Source organism: Kitasatospora sp. NPDC088160, assembly GCF_044741445.1.
Lineage (GTDB): Bacteria > Actinomycetota > Actinomycetes > Streptomycetales > Streptomycetaceae > Kitasatospora.
Genome location: NZ_JBIUSS010000009.1, coordinates 329,026 through 345,390 on the forward strand (window position 1 = coordinate 329,026; position 16,365 = coordinate 345,390).

Genomic DNA, 16,365 nt, shown 5'->3' on the forward strand with positions numbered 1-16,365 from the left:
CACCCGTGCCCCGCCCCCACTGAGCGACACCACCACCTCCGCCACCGCCCCTCCCCACCGCCCCCCGACCGCCCCCCCGCCTGCGGCCCCCCCCACCGGCCGGTGGGGGCGACGCCACGGGGTTTTCGGGGTGGGCGGGCGTTCGCGGGGCAGGTGGGGACGTGCCGTAGGCTCACCTGAAATCGCTGCGCCGTAGCCGCGCGGACCACCAGCGTGGCGGGGAGTACCCAGAGCAGATGAGCACGGCATCGAGCACCGAGTCGTCCAGCACCGAGCCCGGCGCGCCCGCGGCGCCGGAGGCGGAGCGGCCCGCGGAGCGCTCCGAGGAGCGGGCGGGCCGGCGGCCCGGGCGGTTCGGCGCCCTGGTGGAGCGCTTCGCGCCCGCGCTCGGGGCGTACGCGGTGGTCAAGGCCATCGGCCTCACGGTCTTCATGCTGCTGCTGTCGCACACCGGGGACTACCTCAAGAAGAACCCGGGCCGCGGCGGCGGCGCCCAGCCGTGGGACGTGCTGGGCACCTGGGACGGCGTCTGGTACCAGCGGATCGCCGAGAACGGCTACGACCCGCAGCTGCTCCCGATGCACGGCTGGCCGCTGGCCTCCTACTACGAGAACTCGGCCGCCTTCTTCCCGCTCTACCCGTGGCTGATGCGGCTGGTCGGCGCGGTCACCGGGCTCGGCCCGTACGGCTCCGGGATCGCCGTCTCGGTGATCGCCTCGCTCGTCGCGGCGGCGGGGATCTTCGCGATCGCGGAGCGGCTCGGCGGTTTTCGGGCGGGCGTGATCGCCGCGGTGATCTGGGGCCTGTTCCCGGGTTCGGGGGTGGAGTGGGCGGTCTACTCGGACTCGCTGTTCGTCGCGCTGTCCGCCTGGGCCTGCTACTGCGTGATGACCCGCCACTGGCTGACGGCCGGCGTGCTGGCGCTGGTGGCGGGCCTCAACCGGCCGACCGCCGCCGCGCTGATCGCCGCGGTGTCGATCGCCGCGCTGGTGGCGCTAATCCGGCGCACCGACGGGGTGGCCCGGCCGCTGACCGCGATGCTGATCACCCCGTGGGGCCTGATCGGGTACGTCGTCTGGGTCGGCTACCGGATGGGCGACTGGGGCGGCTACTTCAAGCTCCAGCGGGGCGCCTGGAACCGTTACTTCGACGGCGGCGCCTCCACGGTCCGCACCGTCATGGACGTGATCACCGGGCACTGGAACTTCTGGCAGTCCAACCCCATCCCGGACCTGATCGCGATCGCCCTGCTGATCGCCCTGCCCGGACTGCTGGTGCTGCTGTGGCGCACCCGGCCGCCGCTGGTGCTGGTGGTCTACACGGTGCTCACCATCGCCACCGCGCTGAGCAGCAACCAGATCTTCGGCAACATCTCGCGCTACCTGCTGCCGGCCTTCCCGCTGTTCATCGGCCTGGCGGTGGCACTGCGCCGGGTGCGGACGTCCTCGCTGGTCGGCCTGCTCGCGATGCCGGTGGTGGCGGCGGGCTGGTACGCGGGGTATGCGCTGTTCGAGTTGGGCATCCCGTAGACCCGGGGTTGGTTGCCAACGGGATCATCCGGCAGCGGACGGGCCGTTGCTAATCTCGGACGTATGACGACGACCCCGCCCGTGCGCCAGATCCGTGACATCTCCGGCCTGCTGGACCACGCGAGCCACGTGCTGGCGACCCGGATGGCGGCCGCCTTCACCGAGCTCGGGATCACCCCCCGCGCGTACTCCGTGCTGTTCCACGCGCAGGAGACCGAGCGCACCCAGATCCAGCTGGCCGAGCTGTCGGACCTGGACAAGACCACCATGGTGGTCACCGTGGACGAGCTGGAGAAGGCGGGCCTGGCCGAGCGCCGCCCGTCCGCGACCGACCGCCGGGCCAGGATCATCTCCGTCACCGAGGCGGGCGAGCGCGCCGTCGAGCGGGGCACCGCGATCGCCGACCGGGTGCACCGGGAGGTGCTGGAGTCGCTGCCCGGCCCGGAGCGGGACGTGTTCGTGTCGGCGCTGACGCGCCTGGTGGACGGGCCGCTGGCGGAGCCGGTGGAGAGCGAACGGGCGGTACGGCGGGCGCGCCGCGCCCGGACGAACTGACGCGAGGTCACATCCCTTCGTCCCGGCCGCCGTTCGACGGGCGGGGCGAAGGATTCCGGGAAGTCCTACGGCCAGACCAGGCAGTACAGCTGGTGCCCGGCCTCGTGCAGGCGGTTGGCGAAGTCCTGCCACTCGTGCAGCTATTGGCCCCCGCGAGCCTGTGACCTGCGGGTTTGTCGTCAAAGCGCCGCTGACCAGCGAAAACTACCTTCAGTGGTTGACGCTGGTCAGCGGCGCTTTTCACCCTCATGTGCCCTGGATGTGCCCTCGTTTCGCACCGTTGTTCAGCGTCTTGAGGGGAGGCCAGGACTGGTGATCGGTAGGTCAGCCAGCGGAGGGTAGGCCACCGCTGCGGTCGTCGAGGACGACGTAGGGCTGCTGCAGCAGTGGCCTGTCGACCCCGTCGTCGGCGGGTCGGGCGCTTGATGACGGCGGCGATGCGCTCGCGGGGCGAGGGTTCACGTCTCGACGCCGGTGTCCTTGCCGAGGCTGCTGCACACAGTCTCCCGGAGCGCGTGTACGACTCGCCATCACGACTCGAACAGGGGCGGCTGATTCCAGGGCGAGGCTATGGGTTGCCCTGGAGAGCCGAGCAGGCGTGCCAGCTGGTCAGCTTCGTGTTCGGTGAGGTCGGAGAGGAGACGCGCCGTTGTGCTGATGAGCTCATCGAGGGGAACGTGGCTGCGGGCACCTCGTGCACTGGCCAAGCGGTAGGTGAAGCTGCAGTGCAGGACCGCACCGGAGGGTGTTGGCGCATCCGCCTCGATGACCGCCTCAGCCTGGCCCAGCGCCTCGCTGATGCCGGCGAGCTGGGAGTCGTGGACGACGTTGTCTCCGGGGCTGTCGTAGCCGATACGTCGATCGGTGACGAGCATTCGGATCGACGTAAGTGGGATGGAGAACCGGTCGGCCCGAGCGCGTACTTCGTCCAGAGTGGGCTCGTCATACCTTTCGGTCGTGTCGAGATCCTTCTGCGTCTGGGCGACGTACGCCCGAAAGCGCGACATCTGCAGAACGAGGTTGCCTTGATCCACTGCCCAGCGCCAAGGGCCGATCGGCGCGTTGGACGTGGTCCCCGGAGTAAGCGCGCAAACGTGACTCTGCCACTGCTGAGCCGCCGGCCGCATGAGGTGCTGAAGGTTCTCCGGGTCGCGGACCGGTGTGCGAAGCAGGAGCGGCAGGCTGATCAAGGGAAGCAGGCGACCCCAGAAGCCGCTGTCAGGAATCTCCTCAGCACTGAGAAGGTAGGCGAGGGTGGATTCGTCCAGGCGGCCGGAGCGTCGCAGCGTGCCTGGGAAGCTGGCCAGGGTGGAGCCTCCGCCCTGCCAGAGAGCCGCCATGAAGGCCGTCATCCGGTCTGCGACCAGGGGCACCATCCGGGCGGATACCGCTTCCACTGCCACGCGCGTCGGTGCGACATCTCCTTCACGGGCAGCTTCCACGCCGGTGACGACAGCGCTCCTGAACCGGGTGATCGCGGGGCCGTCCAGGGCGCCATGCCCGCCTTCGATCACCGAGCTGGAGATGAGTCGAGGGACGCTGGGGGTGTCCTGGGTGGGAACCAACTCGCCGAAGGCCGGAGTGTCGAGGAGCAGGGTTTGGTGTTCGGTGGCTGACGGTTGGAGGTCTGCCGCCGCACGGGATGCTTCGAGTTGCCCCAGGGACACGATCATCGGTCGGTCCTTGGTCTGCAGCCGGGCGATGTCGTCCTGGAGCTCCGCCGGGTTGGCCGTTGTACGGAGATAGACGTGCCGGTCGGGGGTGCGGGTCGCCTGAGGCCAGCGGATCACCATGTCCGGGGCAAAGGTGTGGTTGAAGAAGCCTGTCGCGATGACCTCGGCTCGGGGGTCCATCCGGCGCAGTTGGTGCCCGATGATCTCTTTGACCCGGCCGAAGGGCTGCCTTGGATCCGTGTCGTCGAGCGCGGCCATGATCGCCTGCGATGCCTGATTCACCACTGCTCTCCCTTACGGATCAGTTCGGCAGCCACGATGGCTTCCCAGTCCTTGAGGGGGACCAGCGTCTCCTGCTTCTCTGACAGCACGATCAGCCACAGCCGCGACGCGACCATCGCAACGATCTCGGGGTCGATCGCCGACTCAGCGGAAGCTCGGTCAGCTGTTCCGAACACGCGTTCGTGATGGAGCAGAACCGCCGTCTCGACATGCTTCGGCGAGTCCAACTGCGACCAGGCGTTGGCGCGGAAGGGAGCCCATGTGATCCACATGAGGTGATCACTCAGAAGATGGCCGTTCTGGCACGCGACGTAACACTTCGCTACGAACTCGTCGAACTGAGTTCCCTGGTCACTGGGCTGCTGGTAGTTCTTCACCTCAGCACAGAACATGTCTCCGTGGTAAGGGGCGCCCCGCATGGCGCCTCCCAGGTCGAAGGAGAACGTCTGCCCACCATGAGGCCATGCCAGAGTCAGCCGTCGGGCGCACGACGGCGAGTCGGTGTTCGCATACGCGCCCGATATTCTCATCGTGCCCTCAAGCCACATCTTTGCCCGGCGGGCGCCTGAGAATCCTTTGAGGTGGGCGTCTTCCCCCACTGCCACGTTGATCAGCGTAGAGGACTCCAGCGGCTTCTACCACGGGCAGGGAGCACTCGAACGGTCGGTCTCAAGGTCCGATTGGCAGGAGTCGGTGCTGTTGCCCGCGCGCATGTAGGGCTGGGTCGGCCCGTCGAGAAGTCCTCGACAGACCCCTGTCTTGTAATGCCGCAGCCGACTCCCAGCCGTAGTGAGAGAAGGCGGGACCACATCGTGGTAGCTGGCGAGCGCCTGTGCGGCCGTGGGTGAAACGCCGGCTCGGGAAAGTGGTCGGAGAGAACCCAGCGGGCGGTGAGGCGCTTGTTGGGCTCTGTGTTGGTGAGTTCGCCGGTCCACTTGTCGGTCGCGAAGACGAAGAGGACGAACTGGCCGGTCTGGTCCCAGCCTAGTTCGACGTGGATGACGGGGACGAGTTCAAAGTCGTCCGGGTCAACGAGCAGGTGTGTCTCCTTCTCGAGCTCGTGGGCGGCGGCTTCGTCGAGGGGTTCGCCGGGTTGGGCCTTGCCTCTGGGGAAGTCGTTGACGCTGCCGCCCTCGGGAAAGTGGGCGCCGCCTTGACCAGCTGTTGAAGGCCCTTCGTTCGGCACCGCCGTCAAGCCGGCTCAGGACCGGCAAGCCGTCTGCGCGCTGCTGAAGTCTATCGCCGAGGCCAACAACGAGACCGACCAGTGGGCCCCGAGACCAGCAGGCGTGAAGTGAAGCACAGCCCCGCCGAATCAGAACGCTCGGTCCGCCCCGATGACGAGTTCGGCCAGCATGGGCAGGCACTCGTGCGCGACCCGAGCGGTCTCTGGAACCACCCGGTTCCACGGTCCGCGTGACAGCGCCTCGATGAGCAGGACGCGACCACGGGCGTCGTTGCCGAACGACTCGGCGATGCCAGCCAGGGCCTTGCACCAGTGCTCGGCGCCGGAGATGGTGTCGGTCAGGTCGCGCGCCTCCTCCCGGGCTCCCGCCATGGCCATTTCTCGGATGACCGCAGGCAGGGCCCTCTCGCGCTGGCTTTCGAACGAGATCCATTCGAGCAAGGCCAGGGCCTCCGTGAACTCACCAGCCGCTGCCTTCCCTGCCGCGATGGACCCGAGGCTCCCGTCGTAGCTCGCCGCCTCATCGATCGTCTCGGCCAGGTCCAAGGCCCGGTCCAGATCACCGACGTCCACCAGCTGTCCCACGACAGCGGCCAGGAAGTCGGAAGTGCCGTCCGCCGGTAGAGCTCCCAGGAGGCCTAGCGCCCGGTCGGGTTCCAATGCGGCGAGGAAGGCCTCGGCGGCGCACAGCTTGTCCCGGCCCTGGCGGTAGCGGCTGTCGGACGTGCTCGCCAGGGCCAGGATCTCCACCGCCAGTTCGCCGGCCTCCTGGAGCCGGCCGGCGCCGCCGAGCGCCTCGGCGACACGCTGCATGGCCTCCGCTCGATCCGAACGGTGGATGTCCCGCCGGATCTCCTCCAGCAGGAGGGAGCACGCGTCGTCTGCTTCCCGGTGGCGGCCCGTGCTGTACAGACCCGTGACCACCCTGGTGAGGTTCTGCACGCGTTCAAAGCCGTCGGCCTCCTGGGTAAGCACTTCGGCCCGGCGGACAGCCCGGTACGCGTGCTCCTCGTGTCCCGCCGCTTGAAGTGCCCGGGCCAGCGCGATCAGGGTGCTCACCTCCCCGCGGGGCATGAGTCCGTCTCGAGCGATGGTGGTGGCGGTGGCCACGGTGTCCCGAGCCCGCTCCACGAGGCCGGCCCCGAGTAGGAACCCCGCCGTCCCAACCAGCGCGGATACGTGCCACCACGGGTCGGAGATCTGGCCGAGCAGATCGAGGACCTGATCCGCCACTTGGACGCATCGATCCGTGTCGCCGGACCGTCCCAGTGCCTCCCCGACCGCGTTGAGCACCTTTGTCCGGGTGGCGGCATCGGTGATTCGGTCCACGAACCGGAGGGCCAAGTCGGGATCGCCGGCCTCAGCCGTTGCCTGGCCGATGCTCGCCACTCCCGCGTCCCAGTCGGATTCGTCCGTGAGGAAGTGGTCAACCAGGGACATCGCTGCATCCGGCCGGCCGGTCGCCGCGAGAGCCGCCGCGATCTGAGGAAAGATCCAATCCACGTCTTCCGGATCGTCGATCGCTTCCACCAGTGTCGCGGATGCCAGCGCGATCTCGCGGGCAGTCGACACCAAGCGTGGTTCCGAGGAAATCTCACGGGCGAGATGGGCCAGGAGCTGTGCCCGCCGGAACACCTCATCCGCCAGGCCCGCGGCGGAGACCGTCCGGTCGACCAGGTCCACCGCCTGCCGAACGTCGCCGAGCCGGGAGAACGAGGCCGCCAGGGCGGAGCAGAGTTTGGTCCGGGTGACGGTGTTATCCACGGTCTCCACCGCGGTGACGGCTTCGGCAGCCCAGGAAACCGCTTCTGCTGCCCCGGCCGCCCCGTTCCCGCCTCCCGCAGAGGCCAACGCCTTGATGACAGCCACGAAGGCTCCGGCTCTCGCCTCCTCACTCGCGATGCTCAGCGCGACCTGCCACGCCTCGGAATACCGTCCGGTCTCCGCCAGGCCCCCGGCGATCGCCTGGAGCACTCGTGGCCGGTCGGAGGAGTCGAGACCGTCGACCAGCTCAAACGCCTCCGTCGCGCGACCGGCGCAGGCGAGGACCTGGGCCACGGCTGCCAGGGCCGCCACCCTGTCGTACGACATCGGCCGCGACCTGGCCAGGTTGACCGCCCGATCGGTGTTCCCAAGCCGAGCCCACAGGGAGATGAGGCCAGAAGGGAGGTTGGCCGTCCGACTGTGCAGCTGATCGCGGGCGACCGCGAGCCGCAGGACGGAGGCCATGTCCTGGCCTCCGTCCCGGCGGCTGTCCGCCAGCAACTGCTCTATAGCTGAGGCGAGTTCGCTCAGCCCGTTCAGATCCGACCCGGTGGCGCGCCAGAGCCGCTCGTGTCGTGCGCGGTCGCCGACCAGCTCCACCAGCCTGCGGCTGTCACCCAGCTCCTGGAGGAGCTGGGTGTAACCACGCAGGAGGTACTCGGGCGTCGTCGAGGGCCAGCCTTCGTCTCGGTACCGCTGCGCCCACTGGTGAAGACGCGCTCGGCACCCGGTCAGTTCGGGGCCGGTGACGAGGTCGGCGGCGCTCTGTCGGATCTCCTCGTGCGCGAACAGGTAGACCTCGGGCCCGGTGGCGGCCGCCCAGTTCGCGGACCTCTGCCCGAAGCTTCGTCCGCCCACCGCCGACAGCTCGCGCTCCACCAAACGGGGCCGGCTGCCAGCCAGTTCGGCCAGGTCGTGAGCACTCAGGCCGCCACCGGCCGCCAACGTCAGCGCGACCAGGTCGCGGCCCAGCCCTCCACCGTTCAGCAGTCGCGTCAGGTCCTGTTCGGCGAGCCACCTCGCGGCGCGGGCATGCGGCGACTCTTCGAGCCGGTGATCGATGCCTGTGTTCCTGAGCGGATGATCTGCCGGGACGTCACCCGGCACGGGAGGGTGTGGCCGGCCGGCCACCACGATCCGCATGCCGTGCGGGGGGACACGCGGCAACAGCGCGGCGATGCTGTGGCAGTCGGGCCCCGAGGTCACGCCTCGGTCCTCGTCCAGCCCGTCCACCACCAGGACGAGCCGCCGTCCCCGGGAGGCGCACTGCTGAGCCGCCCGGTTCAGCGCGAGCAGCAGCTGTTCGTCACGTGTGTGGGGCGTGCTCAGCGGCTCCTCCTCGTTCAGCAAGGAGTACAGCTGCCGCTGGACGACCTCGCAGAACGCCGCCGCGTCGTTCTGCCGGGCCAGGCGGGATGTGATGAAGAACGAGACGATGTCCACCCCGGCTGGCGGCTCCAGCACGAATGCGGCCAACAGTGCCGACTTCCCCGACCAGGCGGGAGCCAGCCAGCGCCAGTAGGAAAGCTCCGGTGCGCACGCGGCCGAATCACCGGTGCAGAAGGCGGCCACCTCGGCGAGTTCCCGCTCGCGTCCCCGGAACTCGGCGGCGGAGATCGCCTCGACCTGGAACAGGTAGCCCGACTCGGGGGCGCGGTGGGCGGACAGGCTCACACCACCGTTGATGACCCCGCTGTTGGCCAGGGCCACGCCTCCTCGGGCGGACGCGTCCCCGGAATCCCTAACCGCGGTCCTGCCGTGATCGGGCCGGCGCACGGCACCCCCTCATGACGTTCCTCCGGTTCCGGGCCGCCGTCCGGAACCGGACGGCTCGGGCGTGCTGGCTATGCCTGCCGGAATCCGGTGTTCGCACTGCCGCTGTCCGCTTCGGCGTCACCGGTGTTTCGGACGGTCACCGATCCGGGTAGGCCTCCCGCTGCAGGGGCGACGAAGCCGGTGTTGGCGTCCCCGCTCCCCCTGACCATTGCCTTCCCCGTCTCCGACACCTGGACGGCGACACCCCGGGATGAGGGCAGGACCGCGTACACGCTGACGCCGAGAGCCGCCACCCCGACCACGGCGGAGACCACGCCGGCGGCCTGGTTCGCGCTGTCCCAGCTCAGGAACGACAGGGCACCCGCGAGTACCGCGACCGCCAGGCAAGTCGCCACGATGATTGCCCGCCGATTGCGCTCCACGGCTCGCCCCTCGTTCCGTCTGCCCCCGCGAGTGCCCCGGAAGAGAACGCGCCGCCGATCGTTGAGGGAGCCACCTCGGCCTTCGACGAGCACCATGATACTGGCGTCACCTCAGTTACTCTTTTCTATAAGACTGTTGATGCATGCTGGGGTACAATCGTCGGCCTGTTCAACACCACCTAGCAGGTCGGTAGTGAGCTCCGAGGTGCCAGCAGTAGTTAGCACTGGTCAGTGTCACTTTTGACCTCCATGTGCCCCAGACGTGCCCCCGCGATGGCCGGGGAGACCAGCCGGGTTCAGTACGGGACAGCGGTGATCAATCGGCGTGCGGTGGCCGGTTGTCGGCCTCGCGTGCTTGAGTGGAACTACCAGCGGGGCGCGTGTTGCCGTGGATGGCGTGGACGAGTTGTTCAAGTACGCCTGCGGCGCGAACAGCGGTTGTGGGGTCCTCCAAGACGCGCAGAAGCTCGTCCACCCGGGCCAAGACGACATCCTTCTCGTCTGTGATGAGCTCTCTCTGCTCGTGGCGCAGGGCGGCCTGCACGCTCCTGAACGCCGTGATCACTGCTTCGGCCTTCACCTTGGGGTCGCCAGCCATGAACATGACGTCCGCGTACCTGTCGATCCACCATGGCAGACCGAGGGACTCGTCGACCAGGCGCTCGCGCAGGATGTTGAGCCTGACGGATTCCAGGTGTTCCTCCGTAGATCGTTGCCTTTCGGCGAGCTTCTGGCGCTCGACCTCCTCTGCGATGTCCGGCTCCAGCGACAGTCGGGCCCAGGCCGTCACTGCGATCCGCGGGTCGGCTTCGAGCTTGTCGGACAGGGCGGTGTTGATTGCGTCCTGTGCAGCTTCGACGTCCCCCGGCAGGAATTCTCGGCTCACACGTTGTGCCTGGCGACGCAGAAGTGAACGTGCCACGGCGTGCGGGTGCAGCGGAGGCATCACGAGGTTCGCAACGACGGTGAACGAGTAGTCCACCGTCGCCGCGAACCACAGAGCCCGACGCGAACTCTCCAAACGGGCGTCAAACCGGTAAGGGAACTCACCCATCGTGTCTGACTGCTCGGCCTTCTCAACCGCCAGTGATCGTCCCGGTCGCCGCCGCCACCTCACGTTTCGATGCCAGCGGTGCTGGCTTGCGTGGACTTGGCGCTGAGGATGGCCTGTGCGTACTCGAAACGAAGCTCGTTCCGCAGTTCGCTGTTTCCACCGAGGATACGGTTCAGATCGCTTCCGAGGCAGCCGACCTCCTCCTCAAAGACGACTGAGATGAGATCACGGACGGCACTGGTCGGGAGCTCCTCCGCTTCGGCTGCGCGGCACCAACTGTCCACTGCTACGGCGGCCTTAGCCCGGATGCCAGGGTGCCGCCATGCTGCCCGCACACCATCCTTGAGAAGCACCCGTACCGCTCCACCTTCCGGACCGTCCAACTGCAGAAGGCCCAGGACGAGAGGGGCACCAGCGCCAACTGCTCCAGGCGCGTGGCCGGCACCAGGTTGCCCCACAGCCAGGACGTCGATGAACGCCGAGGCACTGCCAACACCAGGGGCAGCACCATGGCCGGGGAACGGGATCCAATCCACAAGGGACTTCAGGACCTGCGCGGCGAGCCCTGTGTCGTGGAGAAGGTCCACCAGCGCGTCGAGTGCGGCCTGCGTTGCCGATTCGTCACCTGGCTTGTCCAGAACGTACCGTAGCCGGGTAAGTGCGATATGTGGAAAGTCTCGGCCAAGGCGACGGCTGCAGATCCCGGCGACGGCCAGTTGCCGGTCGACCCGCCGCTTCCCCTCGGCCCAGCCACGGAGCCGTTGCCGAACAGCGGCTCCGACGAGCGGATGTACCGCGAGATCGTCGAGCACATCGAGCGCCAGGCTCTTTCGGCTATCCTGCGCGATCCACTTGTCGAGGAGTTCCAGGATCGTCTTCGGCCCTTCGGACTCCGCGAGGGCCGTCAACGAGGCGGCCAAGCGCTCCCGGTAGGGCTCGGCAATCGCCCCTGCCGCGCTGATCTGCTCCAGCCACTTGGTCAACACCGGCACGAGCTGAGGCCGCGTGTGCCACACGTGGCGAAGCAGGGCACGATCGATTCCCGGCCGGTCCTGGCTGATGGAGGCTGTCCCGTCTTCCCGGAACGCGATGTCGGCAGCCTTGCATCGTTGCTCGGCGTCGGGCCCGGCCAGAGGACCACCCAGAGGAGCTGGCCAACCGATCTCCGGTTGGCCGAGCAGACTGTCGGAAGCATCCAGGATCACCCGGGCGGGGCACTCGTCTAGGAACGAGGCGGCGATGCGCAAGGCCCGTGGTCGAGGCGCTTCTTCCTGTTCGCCACCGAACCACCGGTGGATGACTTCTTCCCAGTTCTCGTACTCACCCCGAGCATTCGCATCGTCATGACCAGTAGCCCTGGCCATGATTCCGGCCAGGCGCTCCCCCTCACTCGGTGAGGTGTCGGGCGTGAGCAGGTTGTGGAACACACTCTCTTCGACATGGAGCCACTTGGCGCGCTCGGCCGTCTGCGGGTCAGCCGACAGCCTTCGTTCCACCACACCTGCGGCACTCGGCTGCTTGGCCTCGCGCACGAGGACGGGCCCACGGTCGTCTCCCTCAGCCACCGGTCCCCAAGCCTGCCGGCTCACGAGGACGACCAGGACTGTACTGGTACGAGATGCTTGCCGTGCGTACTCGGCCAGCTGCTCGCGGAACTGGTCGGACAGCAGCTCACTCTCCCCCGCAAGGTTGAGCAGGTAGCCTGTGTGGCGCTCCCTCGGGATCAGTGCGGTGTCCGGCTTCTCCCAGTCGGCCAAGAGCTCGAACAGCCGGGCCTGCTGGGGCAGGCAGTCGTCCAACAGCCGCATCGCGGTGGTCCGGGCGCCTACGCCTGGCTCTGTCACCAATGCCAGGACGCTACGGGCCCTCTCGCCCGATGCGACATCGGCTCGGAGTTGTAGCACGGTATCTGCATAGCCACCGGGCGCTTCGAAGAGCTCCGCCAGGAGAAGGTCCGTGCGGGAGATCGGGCGCGGCTGAAGGTATGCGAGACCCTGCATGTACTTGGTGACATACAGATCGCGGCCGGCGACGTTGGCGTCGCCGCCGATCTCGTTGTCCGACATAGTGATGGCGGGAGTCTCCGGTTCCTCATCCTCCCGAGACTCCGTGACGTCCTCCGGGCGCGGTGCCACACTGTGCGGGTGTGCTTCGGGCGCTACGGATGGACCGGAAAGCAGTTCATGTTCGGGCCCGTAGGAGTCGTCAGCGTTCACGCCTGCCCTCCGGTGATCCTGTCGCGGCCGGTGAAGTTGAAATCGCCACCGCCGGTCTTGATACCCGAGAACTTGAGCCCGCTGTTGATCACTACCCCGGATGCCGAGAACCGCGGATCACTGCCCAACGCCTCAACCAACCTGCGCAGATCGCTCTCGGCCTCAGCGCTCCGGAAGACCAACGGCTGCAGGTCGCGGGCCACACTCCTCGTGAAGGCTCGAGCAGCACTCTCGCGCTCGGCGTCAGGTGTCTCGAGCAGATCCTGGTGGATTCCGTCCAAGCGAGCCAGCACCGCGTGATCGTCCGGCGTCCCGTGCCGGCTCACGAACTGGGAGATCCGGTCCTTGGCAAGTTGCCACACGTCCGTGCTCATGGCGCCGACGAAGGCACCGGCCGCTGCCGTGACGATCTCTGCTGGTGTTGTCACAAATCCCCCCATGAACTTGGATCGCGATCTTTCGGCGTGTCACACGACACCCACATCGAAGACAGTGCCACCCCTGCTCCTGTTCCGACATCGAAGAGTCGATCACCCGGGCCGGAGGTGTCCAGAAGTCCACGCTTCGGCAGGGGGTCAGGTTCGTACGATCAAGCCATCTCCCAAAACAGTGACCGGAGCGGCATGCTCCGCCCGAGGGAGCATCGAGCCAGCACTGCTGACCTCGCAATATCTGCTGGGGTCGATCCAGACGTTCGAGGAATGGGATATCCGTTCGATTATTTCGCTTAACAAGTGACGCCCGGATCATCTTGAGCCACAGCAGACTCGGCAGGTTCATACGTCAAGCACGACTCGCTGAACCCTCTCCGACCAGGGATATTGCCCGGGCTCATGACGGGCCCGCGCCATTGGCATGGGCAGAGATGATTGTCCGTAAAGCGCCGACCGCACGTGAACCAGTCGTCAAACTGATTTACGTGAAGGTGACTACTGTTCGCTGGATACTTGCCCCGATCAGCAGCTGGCGGACCTACCGACTCATGGTCACGTTCGGAGCCGATCTCCCGTACGAAGCCGCATGGCAGATGGTGCGACTGCGGTACCACATCGATGAACTGCCCTACGTACAAATGGCTACCGAGCGGGCGCGGATGAACGTCTCCCCTCAGTCAGTCGAGACGGGCCCGCCCCCGAAATAGTCGAGGTCGCTTCCACTCGAAGCGCTCCGCGTAAGCTCGAACGACTTTCGGACAGCCATCCCTGCGAGCCAGCATTGCTACGAAACCGTCGCAAGTCGTCCGAGGTCGTCCGACTCCTTCCGCGCGCGCATTACCGCCCGCACCCGGGCAGCACCGCTGGCGGCAACTGCGGCACCACCCTGACCGAGGCCAGACACCTGCCGAGACCCGCACAGGGGCGGCAGATACCCAGCTGGAGCACGGGATCGTGGTACTTGGCGCACTCGGCGTACCGGGGCTCGGAGGGCTGCTGCGGGGCCTGAACGGGCGGCATCTTGCGCTGCTATTGGCCCCCGCAAGCCCGCGACCTGGGGTTTTGTCGCCAAAGCGCCGCTGACCAGCGAAAACTACCTTCAGTAGTTGACGCTGGTCAGCGGCTTTTTCAGCCCCATGTGCCCTGGATGCGCCCTCGTTTCGCACCGGTTTTCAGCGCCTTTCGGGGAGGCCGGGCCTGCTGATCGGCAGGTCGGCCGGCGGCGGGCGAGCCGCTGCTGCTGCGGTCTTGGTGCGCGCGGCTGGCTTCCTGCTGCTACCGAGCGATCGCCTCGAAGAACTCGCTGCGGCGTCAGTCAGGCCAGCTGCCGGCGTTGCACTGAGCTCGGTCCGCAGGCTATCGGTGTTGTTGCGGATTGCTTCCAGGTCAGCCAGCGGGCTGCACTGACCTCTGCGCGCAACAGTTCGACCTGACGGGCGGTGTTCCCCGCCATTTCCCCTCCCGATCTCGCGTCCGTCGGGCTCGAGGCGGGTGTGTGGCGATACGGAGCCGTGTGCGGTGAGTAGGTGGGTGGGACTGCGGAGATGCTTCGACCACTTTTCGAAGCCAGCTCGCCACAGAGGGTGAATATGCTAGAAATCCCCTCGCCACTTGCAATGAAGGGCTTGCAGGTGCTGACGGGTCACCCGCCCAACATTGCCCTCTCGTGTCTCTCGCGCACCGCGGCCACGAACAATTCGCGAAGCCTCTCGCCGTCCACACCGTGTGTCTTCACTGCATGGCAGTTCGGGCATAGGGCGATCATGTTCGCTGGGTGGTCGGGGCCATTGAATCTAAAGTCCTGGACGTGATCCACCTCCAGCACTGGGCCACCCTTGCGCCGCTCTGCATAGAAGTCAGGGTTTCCACATTCAGGGCTCTCGCATCGCTGGCCCGCTCGATCGATCACCATGTCTCGGACATTCCTGCGTCGCATCGGTTCTGTATGTGTCACCTCTCGGGCCTTACTGCTTTCTGCGGCAGTCAAGAGCTGCTCAAGAGCCTCGACCTTGGTCCGGTATGTGCTGCGGCCCGGCGCTACTCGCGAATCGAGGGCCCCCTGGCTGATCTTCTCCGATGCCGGATCCGGATCCAAGCGGTACTCGCGCTGGTCGATGATGGAGGAGTTGACCTGAACGGCCTGGGCTGGCCCCGTGGCCTCGCGATACCTCGGAATGATCGGGGTGACATAGGCGGTACGTTCTTGTCGGGTTGCCGGGTCCCGTCGGGGGGAGCCGAGGGCCTGCTTCTTTGCCTGAGCGCTGGCCATCAGAGGCCGGTAAATGTGTTGGCGCACGGCCTGCGCGGTCTGAACCATCCACTGCGCGCACTCCTCGAAGTTGTCCGTACCGGGGAGGTCGAACGGCTCCGGGTCTTCGATGCGGAAGAACCGCCCGGAGGAACCCGTGTTCACGTTAGCTTCGATCAGTTCAGTCAGCGCGTCGGTGTCGGCGGCCATTTTTTCATACAAGGCAACGGCGGTCGGGGTGGTGCTGCGAAGGAAGCACTCCAGGACTAGGCGATCTCGATCGTAGGATAGCCGCAGGGAACCGTCCGTACAACGGTCAACGATGATGTGCCCGGAGCTCATCGACGCGCCGGGTATTTGCTGTCGGATGGCCTCCAGCAAGGCCTTGTGTGGGGTGACAGTGGCCTTGGCCGCTGGTTTGCTCCGAGAGGCGGGCTGAATATGAGTATGTGGTTTGGGAGGCTGGAACGTGGTGATCCTGGGAGGCAGAATTAGCGGCCGTCCCTTTGCGTGAGCGTTGACGCGTATCGTGCTGACGGCATTGACGACCCACCTCCTACGGGCCCTTCGGCTCCTGTGAGTGCCAGGACAGGCAAGGGTGACGCTGGTGGTCTTGTCATCCCAGACGAGCGTCCCCTGAAGGCGCCCCAGTTGGCGACGGTCACGGTGTAGGAGCTCGTAGAACCTCCGACCTTCTGAGAGTCGGTTGTCCATGGTCAGAGTCAGAACAGGGGCAGTCTGCCTGAAGGCTAGAGCCAGGAGAACCAGACGCTCGGAGGCGACGACAACCGTGGCGGATCCACGCTTGAAAGCCAGGTCCGGGTGGATGGCCTGGAGAATGCCGAGCCGTGCCCGTTCATCAGCCGACATTGCCAAGTTGGCCTCCAGAGCGGGCGGTATCGGAGACGGTCGTCGCCATTATGAGTGACTAGTCGTCATCCGAGCGAGGTCTTCCGGATTGCCGCTGTCCCGATGCTGCCGCGCGTCCCGCGTGGATGGATGTACGACCGCGAGCGCACGGTGTGTGAAGAGTTGTGCCAGGTGCCGGTCGCCGCTGGTGGCCGTGTCCCTGCGCACGACGACTACTGAAGTTGAATTCGTGATGTCGCTCGGATGGGTGAAGCAGTAGCGTTCGCCTGCCGTTGGAGGGTTGGTCCCGGTAGTCGTGTGCTGTGAGGTATGCACAGGGTGGCGGTTTGACCGACGCGGAGAGGGCCGCGCGGGAG

The 16,365-nt window shown here is 66.9% G+C and carries 11 protein-coding genes; 2 read left to right on the forward strand and 9 right to left on the reverse strand.

What is annotated here, in order from left to right; translation table 11 throughout:
* Positions 1–236 precede the first annotated feature (236 nt).
* Both ACIOGZ_RS16665 and ACIOGZ_RS16670 read left to right on the forward strand, forming a co-directional pair.
* Positions 237–1,529 (forward strand): glycosyltransferase family 39 protein, encoded by a 1,293-nt coding sequence (locus tag ACIOGZ_RS16665; RefSeq protein WP_363579937.1) that lies wholly within the window; start codon positions 237–239, stop codon positions 1,527–1,529.
* Positions 1,530–1,592: 63 nt separating this feature from the next.
* Positions 1,593–2,084: a MarR family winged helix-turn-helix transcriptional regulator gene (locus ACIOGZ_RS16670; protein WP_063348868.1), complete on the forward strand. Its 492-nt coding sequence runs from the start codon at positions 1,593–1,595 to the stop codon at positions 2,082–2,084.
* A 530-nt stretch (positions 2,085–2,614) separates the two neighbouring features.
* Here ACIOGZ_RS16670 and ACIOGZ_RS16675 read toward each other — a convergent pair.
* The 9 genes from ACIOGZ_RS16675 to ACIOGZ_RS16715 form a co-directional block, all read right to left on the reverse strand.
* The gene (locus ACIOGZ_RS16675) at positions 2,615–4,039 is read right to left on the reverse strand and encodes a hypothetical protein (RefSeq protein WP_400986267.1); all 1,425 of its coding nucleotides are present in this window, start codon (positions 4,037–4,039) and stop codon (positions 2,615–2,617) included.
* Positions 4,036–4,416, reverse strand: a complete 381-nt coding sequence (locus tag ACIOGZ_RS16680; protein WP_400986269.1) for a hypothetical protein — start codon at positions 4,414–4,416, stop codon at positions 4,036–4,038. Before ACIOGZ_RS16680 ends, ACIOGZ_RS16675 begins: the two co-directional genes overlap by 4 nt.
* A gap of 233 nt (positions 4,417–4,649) precedes the next feature.
* Positions 4,650–5,225 (reverse strand): NUDIX domain-containing protein, encoded by a 576-nt coding sequence (locus tag ACIOGZ_RS16685; RefSeq protein ID WP_400986285.1) that lies wholly within the window; start codon positions 5,223–5,225, stop codon positions 4,650–4,652.
* Positions 5,226–5,354: 129 nt separating this feature from the next.
* Entirely contained in the window at positions 5,355–8,699 is a 3,345-nt protein-coding gene (locus tag ACIOGZ_RS16690) for a hypothetical protein (protein WP_400986271.1), read from the reverse strand.
* A gap of 134 nt (positions 8,700–8,833) precedes the next feature.
* Complete coding sequence (locus tag ACIOGZ_RS16695) at positions 8,834–9,283, reverse strand: hypothetical protein (protein ID WP_400986273.1); 450 nt, start codon at positions 9,281–9,283, stop codon at positions 8,834–8,836.
* 220 nt (positions 9,284–9,503) lie between these two features.
* The gene (locus ACIOGZ_RS16700; RefSeq protein WP_400986275.1) at positions 9,504–10,241 is read right to left on the reverse strand and encodes a hypothetical protein; all 738 of its coding nucleotides are present in this window, start codon (positions 10,239–10,241) and stop codon (positions 9,504–9,506) included.
* 59 nt (positions 10,242–10,300) lie between these two features.
* The gene (locus ACIOGZ_RS16705; protein WP_400986277.1) at positions 10,301–12,457 is read right to left on the reverse strand and encodes a hypothetical protein; all 2,157 of its coding nucleotides are present in this window, start codon (positions 12,455–12,457) and stop codon (positions 10,301–10,303) included.
* Positions 12,454–12,885: a hypothetical protein gene (locus ACIOGZ_RS16710; protein ID WP_400986279.1), complete on the reverse strand. Its 432-nt coding sequence runs from the start codon at positions 12,883–12,885 to the stop codon at positions 12,454–12,456. The genes ACIOGZ_RS16705 and ACIOGZ_RS16710 overlap by 4 nt, the downstream gene beginning before the upstream one ends.
* 1,648 nt (positions 12,886–14,533) lie before the next feature.
* A complete protein-coding gene (locus ACIOGZ_RS16715) occupies positions 14,534–15,520 on the reverse strand; it encodes an HNH endonuclease (protein ID WP_400986281.1) in 987 nt (328 codons plus the stop codon).
* Between the last annotated feature and the right edge of the window lie 845 nt (positions 15,521–16,365).

Coding starts and splice junctions, on each gene's coding strand:
- ACIOGZ_RS16695 (WP_400986273.1), bottom strand. CDS start 9,283: ATGGTGCTCGTCGAAGGCCGAGGTGGCTCCCTCAACGATCGGCGGCGC.
- ACIOGZ_RS16670 (WP_063348868.1), top strand. CDS start 1,593: ATGACGACGACCCCGCCCGTGCGCCAGATCCGTGACATCTCCGGCCTG.
- ACIOGZ_RS16665 (WP_363579937.1), top strand. CDS start 237: ATGAGCACGGCATCGAGCACCGAGTCGTCCAGCACCGAGCCCGGCGCG.
- ACIOGZ_RS16700 (WP_400986275.1), bottom strand. CDS start 10,241: ATGGGTGAGTTCCCTTACCGGTTTGACGCCCGTTTGGAGAGTTCGCGT.